This is a genomic window from Lentzea sp. CC55 (assembly GCF_021056325.1).
Taxonomy (GTDB): domain Bacteria; phylum Actinomycetota; class Actinomycetes; order Mycobacteriales; family Pseudonocardiaceae; genus Lentzea; species Lentzea jiangxiensis.
On the sequence record NZ_JAJCXE010000022.1, the window covers coordinates 647,961 to 663,240 of the forward strand.

At 69.8% G+C, this 15,280-nt stretch carries 19 protein-coding genes; 3 read left to right on the plus strand and 16 right to left on the minus strand.

Annotated features, from left to right (window positions below; all coding sequences use genetic code 11):
* Positions 1–12 precede the first annotated feature (12 nt).
* The 5 genes from L6E10_RS18950 to L6E10_RS18970 are packed head-to-tail and all read right to left on the minus strand — an operon-like array spanning position 13 to position 3,190.
* A complete protein-coding gene (locus L6E10_RS18950; protein ID WP_236220815.1) occupies positions 13–768 on the minus strand; it encodes a hypothetical protein in 756 nt (251 codons plus the stop codon).
* Positions 765–1,298 (minus strand): SigE family RNA polymerase sigma factor, encoded by a 534-nt coding sequence (locus L6E10_RS18955; RefSeq protein ID WP_236220816.1) that lies wholly within the window; start codon positions 1,296–1,298, stop codon positions 765–767. Before L6E10_RS18955 ends, L6E10_RS18950 begins: the two co-directional genes overlap by 4 nt.
* 57 nt (positions 1,299–1,355) lie before the next feature.
* Entirely contained in the window at positions 1,356–1,940 is a 585-nt protein-coding gene (locus L6E10_RS18960) for a TetR/AcrR family transcriptional regulator (protein WP_236220817.1), read from the minus strand.
* Between the two features lie 27 nt (positions 1,941–1,967).
* Complete coding sequence (locus L6E10_RS18965; RefSeq protein ID WP_236220818.1) at positions 1,968–2,648, minus strand: hypothetical protein; 681 nt, start codon at positions 2,646–2,648, stop codon at positions 1,968–1,970.
* 23 nt (positions 2,649–2,671) lie between these two features.
* Complete coding sequence (locus L6E10_RS18970; RefSeq protein WP_090102444.1) at positions 2,672–3,190, minus strand: SigE family RNA polymerase sigma factor; 519 nt, start codon at positions 3,188–3,190, stop codon at positions 2,672–2,674.
* A 183-nt stretch (positions 3,191–3,373) separates the two neighbouring features.
* On the opposite strand from L6E10_RS18970, the gene L6E10_RS18975 reads away from it, so the two are divergent.
* Both L6E10_RS18975 and L6E10_RS18980 read left to right on the plus strand, forming a co-directional pair.
* Positions 3,374–4,315 carry a GntG family PLP-dependent aldolase gene (locus L6E10_RS18975; protein WP_240010950.1) on the plus strand — a complete coding sequence of 314 codons (942 nt, stop codon included), beginning with the start codon at positions 3,374–3,376 and terminating at the stop codon, positions 4,313–4,315.
* The gene (locus L6E10_RS18980; protein WP_236220819.1) at positions 4,315–4,911 is read left to right on the plus strand and encodes an HAD-IA family hydrolase; all 597 of its coding nucleotides are present in this window, start codon (positions 4,315–4,317) and stop codon (positions 4,909–4,911) included. Before L6E10_RS18975 ends, L6E10_RS18980 begins: the two co-directional genes overlap by 1 nt.
* Here the strand turns inward: L6E10_RS18980 and L6E10_RS18985 are convergent.
* The 9 genes from L6E10_RS18985 to L6E10_RS19025 form a co-directional block, all read right to left on the minus strand.
* Positions 4,855–5,580 (minus strand): potassium channel family protein, encoded by a 726-nt coding sequence (locus L6E10_RS18985; protein WP_236220820.1) that lies wholly within the window; start codon positions 5,578–5,580, stop codon positions 4,855–4,857. The two genes, L6E10_RS18980 and L6E10_RS18985, sit on opposite strands and share 57 nt — an antisense overlap.
* Before the next feature lie 38 nt (positions 5,581–5,618).
* Positions 5,619–5,768 carry a hypothetical protein gene (locus L6E10_RS18990; protein WP_236220821.1) on the minus strand — a complete coding sequence of 50 codons (150 nt, stop codon included), beginning with the start codon at positions 5,766–5,768 and terminating at the stop codon, positions 5,619–5,621.
* Positions 5,769–5,837: 69 nt separating this feature from the next.
* Positions 5,838–6,968: a pyridoxal phosphate-dependent aminotransferase gene (locus tag L6E10_RS18995; RefSeq protein WP_236220822.1), complete on the minus strand. Its 1,131-nt coding sequence runs from the start codon at positions 6,966–6,968 to the stop codon at positions 5,838–5,840.
* Positions 6,969–7,331: 363 nt separating this feature from the next.
* Entirely contained in the window at positions 7,332–8,498 is a 1,167-nt protein-coding gene (locus L6E10_RS19000; protein ID WP_236220823.1) for a transglycosylase SLT domain-containing protein, read from the minus strand.
* A gap of 10 nt (positions 8,499–8,508) precedes the next feature.
* Positions 8,509–8,814 carry a hypothetical protein gene (locus tag L6E10_RS19005; protein WP_236220824.1) on the minus strand — a complete coding sequence of 102 codons (306 nt, stop codon included), beginning with the start codon at positions 8,812–8,814 and terminating at the stop codon, positions 8,509–8,511.
* Positions 8,815–8,948: 134 nt separating this feature from the next.
* The gene (locus L6E10_RS19010; protein WP_236220825.1) at positions 8,949–9,686 is read right to left on the minus strand and encodes an ESX secretion-associated protein EspG; all 738 of its coding nucleotides are present in this window, start codon (positions 9,684–9,686) and stop codon (positions 8,949–8,951) included.
* Positions 9,687–9,709: 23 nt separating this feature from the next.
* Positions 9,710–10,999: a hypothetical protein gene (locus L6E10_RS19015; RefSeq protein WP_236220826.1), complete on the minus strand. Its 1,290-nt coding sequence runs from the start codon at positions 10,997–10,999 to the stop codon at positions 9,710–9,712.
* Between the two features lie 9 nt (positions 11,000–11,008).
* Positions 11,009–11,596, minus strand: coding sequence for a DUF3558 domain-containing protein (locus L6E10_RS19020; RefSeq protein ID WP_236220827.1), 588 nt, complete (start codon positions 11,594–11,596; stop codon positions 11,009–11,011).
* On the minus strand, positions 11,593–12,060 hold the full coding sequence (locus L6E10_RS19025) for a hypothetical protein (RefSeq protein ID WP_236220828.1): 468 nt from the start codon (positions 12,058–12,060) through the stop codon (positions 11,593–11,595). The genes L6E10_RS19020 and L6E10_RS19025 overlap by 4 nt, the downstream gene beginning before the upstream one ends.
* Positions 12,061–12,274: 214 nt before the next feature.
* Here L6E10_RS19025 and L6E10_RS19030 point away from each other — a divergent pair, with 214 nt between their 5' ends.
* Positions 12,275–13,123, plus strand: coding sequence for an AraC family transcriptional regulator (locus tag L6E10_RS19030; protein ID WP_236220829.1), 849 nt, complete (start codon positions 12,275–12,277; stop codon positions 13,121–13,123).
* Here the strand turns inward: L6E10_RS19030 and L6E10_RS19035 are convergent.
* On the minus strand, positions 13,113–14,021 hold the full coding sequence (locus tag L6E10_RS19035) for an ADP-ribosylglycohydrolase family protein (protein ID WP_236220830.1): 909 nt from the start codon (positions 14,019–14,021) through the stop codon (positions 13,113–13,115). The genes L6E10_RS19030 and L6E10_RS19035 overlap by 11 nt on opposite strands.
* Complete coding sequence (gene purD / locus L6E10_RS19040; RefSeq protein WP_236220831.1) at positions 14,018–15,274, minus strand: phosphoribosylamine--glycine ligase; 1,257 nt, start codon at positions 15,272–15,274, stop codon at positions 14,018–14,020. The genes L6E10_RS19035 and purD overlap by 4 nt, the downstream gene beginning before the upstream one ends.
* Positions 15,275–15,280 lie beyond the last annotated feature (6 nt).

Below are 15,280 nucleotides of genomic sequence, written 5' to 3' on the forward strand. Positions count from 1 at the left end.
TGCACCCGAGGCTCACTCCCAGTCGACGGCCGAGTCCATGACCAGCGCTGTGAGGACGTTCACCGACACCGGAACGGTCTGGCGCCGCCCGCTGCCGTTCGAGGGGTTGTAGGCGTAGGCGCCGATCTGCACGACGAGGCCGCTCTCGAACCGCCGGGTGACCTCGACCTGCTGGAGGCCGGTGGTGCCCTGGAAGTACTCGCCCTCGGTGACGATCGTCCCGTCCGCCTGGGCGAGGTCCCGGCACACCGTGGCGGAGCCGCAGAAGTTCTGCTTGTTGAAGCCGGCCTTCGTCACCACCACCCGCAGCGCGGTCGGTCCGATCATGTCGGTCAGGTAGACGTACCCCGTGTACTCGGGGTCGCCGAAGCTCTTCTGCGGGGACGACGTCGTGTGGGGCGGGTAGATGAACCCGCCGGGCGTGAACGAGGCGTAGACGTCCTTCAGGTCCTTGCGCTGCGCCTGGAGGCTTTCCGCCAGCTTGTCGCCGAGGCGCTGGGCCTTCCGCTCGGTGGGCACGCTGGGCGGCGCGGCCGTGGTCGTCTGGACCTCGGCGCCGAGCCGGGTGTCGTGGTCGCGGGGCAGCAGTCCCGGCAGCGAGAACGACGCTACGGCGATGACCGCCGTAGCCACGCCCACGGCGACCAGCGCTCGACGACGACTTTTTTTCTGCTCCACCCGCCTGATCAGGGTGTCCGGGTCGAAGTCGAGGGGCGGCTCGTCCCAGACGGCCAGCAGCATCCCCTCGCGGATCTCCTGCTCACTCACGACGCGACCCTCCCCGAACTGTTGTCGAGCTTCTCCACGATGGTGCGCAGTGTCGCGAGACCGCGCGCCGTCTGGCTTTTGACCGTTCCCTCGGTGCACCCCATCGCCACCGCCACCTCGGCGACCGGGAGGTCTTCGAAATAACGCAGCACGAGCACCGCCCGTTGCCTCGGAGGCACCTGCAGCAACGCGGTGTGCACGAGCTCACGCGCCCACAACTTCGCGCTCGTGGTGTCCGGGTCCACGGTGGCGTCGGCGGCGTCGGGCAGCTCCCCGTCGCGCTGCTCCGCCCTGCGCCACGGCCGGCGCTTCTCGTCCAGCCACGTGCGCAGCAGCACCTTGCGGGCGTACGCGATCAAGTTGTCGAGGTCCTTGATGCGCTTCCAGGCCATGTACATCTTCATGAGGCTCGACTGCATCAGGTCCTCAGCCGTGTGCCAGTCGCCACAGAACAGATAGGCAGTGCGTCGCAAAGACGCGGCATTGGCTGCCGCGAACTCGCGAAAGCCCTGCTCATCGGCCTTGCGCATGCGATCCCCTCTCGCGTCCTCACCCAGGGGAACGCGTCAGGGGAACGCGAGGTTGCATCACGTGTGACGCGAAAGAGCCGAACGGAGCATCCTCGCCGCGACGCCCCTCGGGTCCGGCTTCAGCTCGATGAACGCGTTCACCATCGTGCCGTCGACGAGCGCGATCAGCTCCTCGACGCGGTCCCGCGCGATGTCGCGGCCGGCGCGGTGGAAGATCTCGGCGATCAGCTCGTGCAGCTCCTTGGACAGCACGTGCATCAACGGGCGCAGGTACGGGCGGCGGCCCGTCGCGACGAGGCGTTCGTAGCGCAGCAGGATCGGCTCGGTGTCGGTGACGTCCTGGCCGACCAGCAGGTCGAGGACGAGCTCGACGAGCACGTCTTCGTCCGCCAGCCGGTCCGAGACCGCCGCCAGGCGCTCCCGGCAGCTCGCCAGCTCGGCGCGGCCGTGGAACTCGACCGCCGCGGTGATCAGCTCGTCGAGCGAGTCGAAGTAGTACGTGGTCGACGCGAGCGGCAGACCTGCGCGTTCGGCGACCGCGCGGTGCCGGACCGCGTCGAACCCGCCCTCCACGAGCAGTTCGGACGCGGCCTCCACGAGCGCCTGCCGCCTGCGCTCACCCTTGGGGGTTGCTGCCGTCATAGTCGCGCCAGGGTACTGGGCGGCTGGTCAGAACCTCGGGGCCAGTGCGTCCGCGAACCGCTTGGCCTGGCCTTTCAGCTCCCCGTCGCCCTGGGTGAACACGTAGAGGTCCTGACCGCGGGCGGTCTTGGCCTTCTCCGTGCCGGCGGGACCCTCGAACGGATCGGGCGTGACGATCGCGGTGATCGTCAGTCCGTCGATCTTGTACGCGGCCGCGCGGGAGGCCGGTGAGCAGGTCACCGCGGGCGGGATCGCGGGTTCCGGTGAGACCGAAAGCTCGGCGGCGAGGGCGTCGGCGAGCTCCCGGTCCACACCTGCGCAGCCCTGCACTGCGCGTTCACCAGCGGTGAAGCTGGTGCTTCCCGGCGCTGTCCCGTCCCCCTGCGTGGACGGGGCGTCGCCAGGGAAGTCGTTGTTCGGCGGAGGCTGTGCCTCCATCAGGGTCATCGGCGATTGTGCCGTGTCGGTGCCCTGCTGCCCAGAACCGGCGGCGGTCGAATTCCCGCCGTCCTGGCCGTACCAGGAGTTGGCAGCGAGGACGCCGCCGAAACCCAGGACGACGACCAAAGTGGTGCCGGCGGCGATCGAACCGCGCCGGCGCAGCGTGGCGCGGCGCGAGGCCGTCCGGACGTCGCCCGCGTCGAAGGACGCCGGTGGTGCGTCGTGCGCGGCGTCGCGGAACAGGTCCGCGAGCTTCTGCTCGTCCATCTCCTACGTCCTCCTCTCGCCGGTCACGACGCCGGTCGCAGGTCGTCGATGGCGTCGCCCAGAGCTTCTCGCAGCGCCGCCAGCCCGCGGGCGGTCTGACTCTTCACAGTTCCTTCCGAGCACTTCAGCGTCTCGGCCGTGGCCGTCACGTCGAGGCCCTCCAGGAACCTCAGCACCAGCACGGCCCGTTGCCGGGGCGGGACTCTGCGCAGACCCTTCATCAACGCCTCGCGCGTCGCGACCGTCTCACCGACCTCGGTGCCGGTCGCCGGCGCTTCCGGCATCTCGTCGGTGAACTTCTCGCGCCGCCACGGACGGCGCGACTCGTCGATCACCGCGCGCACGACGGTGCGTCGGACGTAGGCGTCGAGGGCCTGCTTGTCCCTGATCTTCCGCCACCTCCTGTGCACCGCCACGAAGGCCGTCTGCGCGAAGTCGTCAGCGCGGTGCCAGTCGCCGCACAGCAGGTATGCCGTTCGGCGCACGGCCTCACGGCGAGCCACGAAGTACTCCGCGAACTCCTGCTCGTCGCGCTGATCCACGCGGACTGCTCTCCGCTCGTTCCTCGAGTTGCACCGACAGGACGGAATCTGTGCCGACAACGGTTGCACGAACCTCGCGGGAGAGCTACATCACCCCCTCCGTCCCCGGCCCGATGTGGTGGGATCGGGGGCGTGACCCCCATTGACCTGCGCTCCGACACCGTCACCCGCCCTGACGACGAGATGCGCCGCGCCATGGCGTCGGCCGAGGTCGGCGACGACGTGCTGGACCACGACCCGACGATGGCGGCGCTGGAGGAGCGCGTCGCGGCGTTGCTCGGCGTGGAGGCGGCGCTGTGGGTCCCGTCCGGCTCGATGGGCAACCTGATCGCCCTGTACCTGCACCTGCAGCGCGGCGACCGGTTCCTGGCGCCGTTGGGCGCGCACGTGCTGGACGCCGAGCTCGGGACCGCCGCGTGGCTGGCCGGCGGGATGCCGCACGCGCTGCACTCGCTGACTCCCGAGGCCGTGGTCGCGGCCGGTGGCGGCGAGTCGCCCTACTACGGGCTGCGCACGACGTTGTTGTGCCTGGAGAACACGCACAACGCGGCCGGCGGCACGGTGACGACCGTCGACGGGCACGCCGCCCTGGTGGCGGCGGCGCGGTCCACCGGGCTGGCGGTGCACCTGGACGGCGCCCGGCTGTGGAACGCGTCGGTGGCGCTCGGGGTCGAGCTCTCCCAGCTGACCGCGGGGGTCGACACGGTGCAGGTGTGCCTGTCGAAGGCGCTCGGCGCCCCGGTCGGGTCGGTCGTGGCCGGGTCGTCCTCGTTCGTCGTCGAGGCGCGGCGGGTGCGCAAGATGCTCGGCGGCGGGGTGCGGCAGGGTGGCGTGCTGGCGGCCGCCGGGCTGGTCGCGCTGGACCGGATCCCGCGGCTCGCGCAGGACCACGCCAACGCCTCCGCGCTGGCCGCCGGGTTGCGTTCGCTCGGCTGGGAGGTGCCGGAGCCGGCGACGAACATCGTGCTGGCGTCGGTGCCCGACCTCGACAAGGCGCTGCTGTCGCTGCGCGAGATCGGGGTGCTCGCCAGTCCGATGTCCGGCAAGGTGCGGTTCGTGACCCACGGGGACGTCAGCCAGGCCGACATCGCCGAGGTGCTGCGGCGGGTCGGGGAGCGCGCCTGATGCGCTGGGTCGTGTTCGACTTCGGCGAGGTCATCAGTCAGCGGAACCCGGCGCTGCCCGCGATCGCCGACCGGCTCGGGGTGCCGCTGGTGGACTTCGAGGCCGCGTACTGGAACCGCGACGCCTACGACCGCGGCTGCTCCGACGAGGAGTACTGGACGACGATCGGGTCGTCGCTGGGGCTCACGTTCGACTCCGCCGCCGTGCGGGAGCTGACCGCTCTCGACAACGCCGGGTGGCTCGACGAGCCGGTGGCGGAGACCGTGGCGCTGATCGAGGACCTGGCGGCGCTGGACGTGCCGCTCGCGCTGCTGTCGAACGCGCCCTCGACGTTCGCGAGGCTGGCGGAGGAGGTGCCGTGGGCCGGTCACTTCCGGCACCTGGTGTTCTCCGGCGACCTCGGCTTCGCCAAGCCCGACGCGGCCATCTGGGAGCACACGTCGTCCGTGATCGGGTCGTCGGACGTGATCTTCCTCGACGACCGGCAGTCCAACGTGGAGGGTGCGGCCGCCGCCGGCTGGGACGCCCGGCTGTGGACGTCAGCCCTTGCTGCGCGCGCTCAGCTCCGCACGGAGTTCCGCGATCTCGGCGCGTAGGTTCCGCAGCTCCCGCGCGGTCTCCTGCTCGGCGTCCTCGACGCCGCGCAGCTTCTCGACGAGCCAGCTCGCGATCGTGCCGGTGATGACACCGAGCAGCGCGATGCCGCCGACCATCAGCAGTCCGGCGACCAGGCGCCCCTCACCCGTGACGGGGTAGCGGTCGCCGTACCCGACCGTCGACATGGTCGTCAGCGTCCACCACAACGCGTCGCCGAACGTGGTGATGCTGGCGTTTTCCGCGTGCCTTTCGGCGTCCAGCACGGCGAGGCTCGCACAAAACGCGACGATGGTCGTCACACCCGCCACGTAAATGCCGACCCGTTGTCTGATCTTGTGCTGGAACTTCTCGTTGAGCAACGTGACAACGGTGATCAACCGCAGAACGCGGAGCTGCCGGACCATCGGCAGAATGACCGCGGCAAGATCGAAAAGATGCGTTCTGAGGAACTTCACCTTGTTCTGCGCCAGCGTCAGCCTCGTGATGAACTCGGCCGCGAACAGGAGCCAGACCAGCCACAACACGATCTCCAACGGCACGTGCATCGCGCCGTGGTCGTCGAACACCTGCCAGGCGTAAGCGGCGAGGAAGAGCAGGGCGAGTGCCGTCAACGGCCACTCGACCTTCCTCTCCCACCGCTCGAGGCGTGCCTCGTCCGCCAGCAACACTGCCCCATGGTGAGCGGTGTGCAGGAATTAATCCAGGGTCATCTCTTGGATTTGACCGCGCCGTAAGCCGCGGTGCCTGCGAGGAGTAGTCCCCCAATCACAGCGAGCCAGAAAAGTCCTTTCACCACGGCCCCGACGACGGCGAGCAGGATCCAGACCGCCACCAGCCACCCGATGATCGCCCACATGCGACCTCCCCTCTGCTGCCTGAACGCCCCGCCGCCCGGTTTTGTTGCGACGCGGCTCGCAGTTCAGGGTCACAGCCAGGCCTTCAGCCGCCGCAGCGCCTCCTCCACGTCCTGCGTGGCCCCGGCGAACGACATCCGCACGAAGTGGTGCCCGTCCACGGGGTCGAAGTCGACGCCGGGCACGATCGCCACACCCGTGTCGTCCAGGAACCGCCGGCAGAACGCCATCGAGTCGTCCGTCAGGTGCCGCACGTCCGCGTAGACGTAGAACGCCCCGTCCGCAGGCGCGAGCTTGTCGATGCCGAGGTTCGTCAACCCCTCCAGCAACAGGTCCCGGTTCACCTTGTACCGCTGGAGGTGCAGCGCCGTCTCGGCGTAGGAGTCCTCGTGGAACGCCTGCACCGCCGCGTACTGCGCCAACGCCGGCGGACACAGCGTGAAGTTGCCCGTCAGGCAGTCCACGGCCCTGCGCAGCCGCTCCGGCAACAACATCCACCCGAGCCGCCACCCGGTCATCGCGAACGCCTTCGAGAAGGAGTTGACCACGATCGCGTCCCGGCTCGTCTCCCACGCACACCGCAACGGCTCGCCGTAGCTGATCCCGTGGTAGATCTCGTCGCTGATCAGCTGAACCCCGTTGCCCGCACACCACCGAGCGATCGGCGCGACGTCGGCCGCCGTCCCGGTCGGGTTGGCCGGACTGGCCACGATCACACCCTTGAGCCCGGGATCCAGCATCTCGACCGTGGGCTGGAACCGCGTCTCCGGCCCGCACGGCAACTCGACGACCTCACACCCCAGCGCCTTGAGGATGTTGCGGTAGGCCGGATACCCGGGCCGCGCCAGCGCCACCCGGTCCCCGGCGTCGAAGGCCGCGAGGAACGCCAACGTGAACGCCCCCGACGACCCGGTGGTCACCACCACGTCGTCCGCGGACACGTCAAGGTCGTACTGCCGCCCGTAGTGCCCGGCGATCGCCTGCCGCAACTCGAGGATGCCGAGCTGCTCGGTGTACCCCAACGCCTGCTCGCCCAACGCCTTGACGGCAGCCTCGCGCACGGGCAACGGCGCAGGACTCGACGGCTGCCCGGCGGCCAGGGAGATCACGTCCCCGTGCGTGCGCTGCCTGCGAGCGGCGGCGGACAACACGTCCATGACGTGGAAGGGCGGGACGTCGGCACGGGCAGCCACGGTCAGCATGCCGCCAGGCTAACTCCCCTGCACGCGGTGAGGCCCCCGACCGAGCGCGGCGCCACACCCCGGCCGCCCGGCCACGCCGCCGCAGGTCGAGCTGCGGCAGGCCGAGCCGCCGCAGGCCGAGCCGCTGCAGGCCGAGCCGTCGCAGCACTCCTTCATCCTCTGCGCACACGTCCCCTCGCCCCGACCGCCACCTCCGGTCCGCAACCCCCCGCGCTTCCGCATATGCGGGAGAAACAAAACAGCGTTTCAGGACATCGACCACCCGACAGGGTGTGGACAACTGAAACCCGGCACATTTCCGTCACGACCTATCGGACGGAGAAGTGCCGGGTTCCGGACAAAGCTCACCCGATCAAGCGAAGGCTAATACCCTTGGTAGCCGCCGCCTTGGGCCATTGCCTTCAGACCGGGGTGGCCTTCGAAACCGCCGTAGCGCGAGAACGTGTAGCGGACACCGGCGATGATGTTGTCGACCGGGTTCCAGATGTCGTCGTGGCCGGGCAGTTTGTGCGCGTTGAACGTCGAGTCGATGCACTGCATCAAACCCTTGGAAGGCGTGCCCGCCTGGGCGTTGGAGTCCCAGAGGTTGATGGCGTGCGGGTTGCCGCTCGACTCCTTTTCGATGATCTTCCAGATCTCGTCGATGTTCTCCTCGGTGACCGGGATGCCGTTGGCCTGGAGGATCTTGATGGCCTCGCGGATCCACTCCTCGACGTTGCCGGGAGGCGGGCTGCCCGAGGGCGGGCCACCGCTGGGACCGAGGCCACCCATACCGCCACCGCCACCGCCACCACCTCCGCCGGAACCACCGCCGGAAGCGCCACCGCCACCGCCTCCTCCGCCGCCACCGTGATCAGCGGCGGCCGGCCTGGGTTGCGGTTCGACGGGCGTGGCGGAAGACGCCTTGGTCGAGTCGTCGGGCGGTGGGGTCGGTGCCCATTCGACCGGCTTGTTCGGGGTGGGGGTGAACGGCTGCGTGTTCGGGTCCGGGACGGACGAGAACTTCGGCGCGAGGGCGCCGGGGCGGCCCTTCAAGGCGCCGGCGGCGGACGACACCGCGTTTTCCGCTTGGGAGACAACGGGGTTCGCGTCAGCCAGGGCTTCGGCGCAGTAGCCGCGGATGATGCTGTCGACGTCCTCCCGCGGCTGGTTGTGCAGCTGCTGGCGGGTCTGCCGGGCGCGGCTCAGGAGGGTTTCGCAGATGCGGCTCATCGAGGACTTCGCGGTTTCCAACGCGTTCGCGGCCGCCTCCAGGTCGGCCGCGGCGCCGTTGAGCGCGTCGGTCATCGAGGTGCCGCACTTCGTCACGTTGCCCATGTAGGCGACGAAGCCGTCGGCGGACGTGCCCTGCCAGGCGCCGTCGAGCTGGCTGACCGACCTCTGCAGGACGTTGGTCTGGTCGCCGCACTTGCCCGCCGCCTGCTTCCAGCGGTTCGCGATGTCGCGCACGGCCTGGGGTTGTGCGGTCTCGACCTTGTCCGCGAGCGCGGCCAGTTCCGCGCCGCCGGGCAACGCCGCGACTTCGTCCATCGCGCTCACGTCACACCGCCCTCATGGAGTTCTTGTTGGCTTCCTCGACGTCGTGGACGGAGGTCTGGATCGCGTCGAGAGCGCTCTCGACCTTGCGCAGCACCTTCTCGGCCGCCTCGAACTCCTGCGCGCCCGCCTGGTCCATCGCGCTCACCGCGCTCGAAACGGCGCCGGATGCGCCGAGTTTTCCGAAGATTTCCGGATTGCCGTACTGGTTGGAAAAGCCGTCACCGATCGCGCCGAATTGTCCGGCTTGACTGCTCACGGTCGTTCGGCACTGTTCCATGGCTTCGGTGTTGAACTGCGTCACAGCCACGCGCGCCTACCCCCTCAACGTCTGCTCGACGACCTTAGAACGAATGGCACCGGGTGGTGCGCCGATTCGCTCTTTCGAGACGGCGGTGCCCGCCCGCCGAGTTCGACGGGCGGGCACCAACGGAGGTTCCGCGTTCAGACTTCTTGCAACAGTTCCCAGACGGCACTCGCGAGCCGGTGGTTGTCGACGGGCGTGATCGTGCACCACTGACGGCCGTCGCTGCTCGGCTTGAGCTGGCGGAGATAGCGGCCGTTGTGGGTGTCGTGGAAAGAAACCACGCGTCCGGCGCGCCTTCCGTTGCGCTGCACGCCGAACTGACCGCGCGTGGACATGCCGTCGAGCATCCCGGCGAGCTCCTGGGCGTCACCGAGGCGCATGCCCTGCCGCTCCAGCATCGTGATCATGCGCTGTGCGTCGAGGCCGACGTTCTTGGCGGCGGCCACCAGTTCGTCGTACGGCATGCTGATCGACCGCCCGAACCCGGCGGGCATCTCACCGGCGACGGACACGGCCGCCTCGGCGAGCGCCGTGCCGCGCGCCTCGATCAGCCACATCTCGTCGCGGTCCTGCACGGCGAGGATCGCCTCGTCGCCGATCGCCGCCGCGAGGCCGCTGATCTGCCGGTCGGCCCAGATCCACAGGTCGATGGACACCTGCGGGTTCGCGAGCAACGCGAACCCGTCGGCGAGCTCCGGCACCACCCGGCCGTTGGCGGCGAGGCCGCGCGCCTCGAGCGACTCCCAGGCCCGCTTCACCACCTCGAACTTCTCGGTGTGGGTGACGGAGGGAATCCGCGTGTCCAGCGCGACGTGCGCGGCCGGGAGGCGTTGCGCCTCCCAGACCACGGCGAACTCCACTGTGGACAGAACCACAGAACCTGGTGCGCTCAAGGGATCTACTTGTCCTTCGGGTCTTCGCCGATGACGGACTGAACCACCATGCGGTCATCACCGAACATCTCGTCGGAGTCGACGCCGTACTTGCGCACGTGCTCGCCGTCCTCCTCGCCCTCGCCCCTGGCGGCGCTCGCCGCGGGAGACATGAGCGGCCCGGCACCCTTGCCACCGACGGCACCCTTGCCGGCCGCGGCCGCACCGGCGCGGTTCGCCTCGGGCCCGACACCGGCGGCACCGCCGGGCGTCATCGCACCCTTGCCGGCCGCACCGGTCCCACCTGCACCGGGACCGCCGGCGCCACCGGCACCGCCGCCGCCACCCTTGCCTGCACCGATCGTGCTGGGCGCACCCTTCGGCCCGGCGGGCGCGATGGGCGTCTTGGGAGCCTGGCTGGGCCCGCGGCCACCGCCGACGACCTGAGCCCCGCGCGCACCACCCGTGGTGCCGGCGAGACCGGCAGCCGCAGCCGCCGCGGCCGCCACACCGATCGACGGGACGCCGAAGGGCTTGGGCAGACCGGGACCGGCCGCGATCGGGCCCTGCGTGCCGGTGCCCGGGAGGACGCCGGTGCTGTTGCCGGGGATGCTGGGCGTGGGGCCGAGCGGGACGCCGGGCGAGCCGGGGCTGCCGGGCGAGCCCGTGAAGCCGGGGCCGCCGCCGGTGATGCCCGGGGTGCCGCCCTGGGGCAGGCTGACCGGGGGGCCGACGGGCGTGGAGACGGCGGCGCTGGCGACCACGATGTCCGGGGCCTGCTGCGGCGCGCGGAAACCGTTCAACGCGCCCTGGCTGCCCGTCTGGTAGCCGTTCAGGGCGTCGATCGCCTGCTGGCGAGCCCTGTTCGTGGCCTCGACCTCGGCGGCGTGGTCGGTCTCGATGCCGAAGAAGCCCGCGCCCTTGTCGAACAGGTTCCGCTCGGTGTCACCCATCAACGCCTGCTGGTTCGGCGAGTTGTTGCGGGCGCTGCTGGTGCTTTCGCCCTGACGAGCGATCGCGTCGGAGTTCTGCACGGTCGACTTGTTCGCGTTGGTGAGGCCCTCGGCCGTGACCGAGGTCTTCTCCTGGGCCTGCTCACCCGCGGCACCGTGCCAGTTGATGCCGAGCGCCTTCAGCTGGGTCCGCAGGGTGTCGTCGACGTCCTCGAGACTGCCCGCCAGATCGCGCAGCGCGTTGGAGGCGTCGGCGAACTTGTGCGCGAGCGAGCCGGAGCCGAGCCTGCGGACCTCGTTCGCCAGTTCCTCGTTCGACCAACCGTCGAAGTTCCAGTCGTTCAGCTCACGATAACCGGACATGCCTCCCCCTCACTTCAGCGTCTTGAGAGTCTCGAGCGCCAGCGAAGCGGCTTTTTTCGCGTTGGCACACAGCTGCTGCTGCGACTCGTCCTTCTTCACGCGCGGCTTGTAGCTCACGTAGAGCTGCTGGCCTTCCGCGACGTCGACGGCGACCGCGCAGTCGACCTTTTCGGCGCCGATGAACGTGATCTCGGCCGCGCCGTACCCGGTGACGTCGACCAGTTTCGCCGCCACGTTGCCGCTGCCTTCGAGCCAGTAGTCGATGCCCTTGTTGGTAGCGGGGAGAACGATGTAGCTGTAGTTGTTCCCGTTCTCGTAGAAACAGCCGGGCTGCTTCTTGTCGTCGACGGATTCGAACTGGTCAGGAACGGTCGTCGCGACCTTGACCTCCGCCATCTGAGCCGCGGTGAGCAGTTTGCACGCGTCGACGCCGTCGACCTTGAGCTCCGCGGGACGCTGAGGGGCGGACCCCTGCTGCTGCGAGGTCGAGGTGGGCGTTCCCGTCGCGGTGGGTTTGCCCGCGACGTCGGTCCCGCACGCCGAAAGGGCCGCGAGAAGAACGGCCGCGGAAACGAGACCGGTGGAAGTCCTGCTCACAGCTGCTTTCCGAACGTCGAAGTGATCTCATCCTCGGTGAACCCGTACTGCTTGGCGGCCTCGCGCAATTGCGAGGACAACGCGTCGAGGCTGGCGACATAACTGTCGACACGCCCCGCATAAGTGTCGGAGCCACCGACCAGACGGCTGTTCCAGGCAGCGGCGATGTCCGCTCCGACCTTGCCCTCGGCCCCCTCGCCGGCCTTGATCTTCAGGTTCTCGGTGGCGCGCTCGAGCGCACGGCTCAGCACGCTCGCCTGGTCCTGGATGATCTTGCCCGCCTGGAGGATGTTGTCCTTGTTGACCTCGAACTTCTGCGTGCCTCCGCCCGCCAGGTTGTCCGACACCCTGTCCATGACCGAGTTGGCCGCCCTCAGCGCGGTGACCGCACCGGCGATCGCGCCACCGGCCACTCCCGCAGCGGCACCGAGAACGGCATCCGCCCCCGCGTTCTCCTGTGTCACGACGTCCTACCCCCGTACGGTTGGTAACGGTTCGGTCCCGCTTCGCAGGCTACCAACGCCCACGTAAGACGCACCTGTAGTTGGACGAAGACCACCCTTCGTCGGTTCCACGTCACTCCGCGTGGAAACCGGAATGGTGCTGGTGAGGCCCAGGCGACCGGATCGGGCACGAGAAGTCGGGTGAGGGTGCGCGGAGGCCCATAGCGTTGGGGACGTGCTGGAACGACTCAACGAGGCCATGGCCCGCATCGAGGAGGACCTCGGGCGGGAGGTCGACGTCAAGGGGCTCGCGCGGATCGCGGGAACGAGTGAATACCACTTCCGGCGGATGTTCAGTGCGCTCGCGGGGCTTCCGCTCAGCGAGTACATCAGGCGCCGGCGGCTCACCATGGCGGCGAGTGAGGTCCTCAGTGGACAGGACTCCTTGCTCGACATCGCCGTCCGGTGGGGTTACGGGTCCAACGAGGCCTTTGCGCGGGCCTTCAAGGCCATGCACGGGATCGGGCCGCAGGAGGCCCGGGTCACGAAGAAGGCGTTGCAGTCGCAGCAGGTTCTCACGTTCAGGCTGGTTGTCGAGGGGAGTACGAGCATGGAGTACCGGATCGTCGAGAAGGACGCGTTCCAGGTCGTGGGGCGGGGGACGCGGGTGCCGCTGGTGCACGTGGGGATGAACCCCGCGATCGTCGAGTTCGTCAAGGGCATCGGGATGCCGGCGCTGGAGCGGATCAAGGAGCTGGGTGACGGGGAGCCGGCCGGGATGCTGGCGCTCACCTACGACCAGGAGGGGGTCGAGGAGGGTTCGATGCTCGGCTACTTCCAGGGGGTGGTGAGCAGCCGGGAGGTGCCGGAGGACCTGGAGTCGCTCACGGTGCCGAAGCACACGTGGGCGGTGTTCAAGGCCGAGGGGCCTTATCCCGAGACCATCCAGTACCTGTGGCGGGACGTCTACACGCAGTGGTTCCCGTCCAACAGCTACGAGAGCGTCGACGGGCCGTCGATGCTGCACACGCGGATCGACGGCGAACGGGCCGAAGCGGAGTTGTGGATCCCCGTCACCAGCTGAGGACGAGGCGTTCCATCACGTCCCGCAGTTCCAGGACCGAAAGCCAGGAGTCGGGGACCACGGCGACGCCGTCCCTCGCTCCCAGGATGTTCCCGCAGATGGAACCCGTCGAGTCGCTGTCACCCGAGTGGTTCACGGCGAGGCGGATCGCCGAGGGGAAGTCCGGCGCGACCAGCGCGGCGTGCAGGCCGATGGCGAGGGCCTCCTCGCCCACCCAGCCGCCGCCGAGTTCGGACTCGATCTCCTCCGGCGTCAACGGCCCGAGGCCCATCACCTTGTCCAGCAACGAGGTCTGCTCCTCGTGGCCTTCCCAGCGGACCAGTTCGGCACGCGCGACGGCGACGGCCGACGGCAGGTCCGCACCGGCGAGAAGGGCCTGCACGATCACCGCCAGGGCGCCTGCGGACAGGTAGCCGCTCGGGTGGTGGTGCGTCATGCGGGCCGTGCCCACGGCCAGTTCGAAGACCTCGCGCACGTCTTGCGACCAGACGGCGACGGGGGCGGCGCGCATGACGCCGCCGCAGCCCTTCGAGTCGTTCTTCTCGTTGTGCTTCAACGCGGTGATGCACGTGTGGCCCGGCGCCCGCCTCAAGTGCAGGCGCCGGTCCGCCACGAGCCAGCCGTCGGGAGCGACCTCCGGGCCGCCCTGCGTGTGCAGCCAGCGCCCGTAGGCGGCCCGCACGGTCAGCAGCGGGTCGACGCCGTGCTGCCGGGCGAGCAGGAGGCCTTCGAGGGTGAACAGCACCATCTGGGTGTCGTCGGTGATCTCCAGCGAGGGCAGGTCGACGACGCCTCGGGGACCGTGCTGGCGGCGGATCACGTCGATCGACGAGAACTCGACCGGCGCTCCGAGGCCGTCGCCGACGGCCCCGCCCAGCACGCACCCCAGCAGGCTCATGGCAGCGTGATCTTCCCGTCGACGGCCTTCGAGGCGATGTCCGAGCGGTGGTGCGAGCCGGTGAGGTGGATCTCCGCGACGCGCTTGTAGGCGCGCTCGCGGGCCTTCGCCAGCGACTTGCCGGTGCCCACGACCGACAGCACGCGGCCACCGGACGAGACGACGGCGCCGTCCTCGCGGCGGCGCGTGCCGGCGTGCAGGACGCCCTCGGCCTCGGAGCCGGTGATCACGTCACCGGTGCGCGGCCGGTTCGGGTAGCCCTCGGCGGCCACCACGACGGTCACGGCGTAGCCGTTCTCCCACTCCAGGGCGGGCAGCTCGGAGAGCGTGCCGTTGGCGGCGGCGAGGAACAGCGCGGAGATCGGCGACTTCAGCAGGGCCAGGACGGACTGCGTCTCCGGGTCGCCGAAGCGGCAGTTGAACTCGATGACCTGCACGCCGGACGACGTCAGCGCCAGGCCCGCGTACAGCAGGCCGACGAACGGCGTCTCGCGGGCGCGCAGCTCGTCGACGACGGGCTGGACGCACCGGGAGACGATCTCCTCGACGAGCCCGTCGGGAGCCCACGGCAGCGGCGCGTAGGCGCCCATGCCACCGGTGTTCGGGCCCGCGTCGCCGTCGCCGACGCGCTTGAAGTCCTGCGCGGGGATCAGCGGCACCACGGACACGCCGTCGGTGACGCAGAACAGCGACACCTCGGGTCCGTCCAGGAAGGACTCCAGCAGCACCGGGTGACCGCCGTCGAGCAGCGTCATCGCGTGCGCGCGGGCGGCGGCCAGGTCGGACGTCACCACGACGCCCTTGCCGGCGGCCAGGCCGTCGTCCTTCACGACCCAGGTCGGGCCGAAGCGCGCCAGGGCGGCGTCGAGGCGCGCCGGGTTGTCCACGACCTCGCTGTGGGCGGTCGGCACCCCCGCGGCGTTCATGACGTCCTTGGCGAACGCCTTGGACCCCTCGATGCAGGCGGCGGCCTTGGACGGGCCGAAGCACGGGATGCCGAGAGCGCGGACCGCGTCAGCGGCCCCGACGACCAGGGGTTGTTCGGGGCCGATGACGACGAGGTCGGCCTTCCACTCCTTCGCGAGGGTGGCGACCGCCGAGGCATCCGCGACGTCGACGCCGTAGATCTCGGCGTGTCCCGCGATACCCGCGTTGCCCGGCGCGCACGCCAAAGCAGTCAGCTGCGGGTCGCGTGACAACGCGAGGACAAGGGCATGCTCACGGGCTCCAGACCCGATGACCAGGACGCGCACGATGCC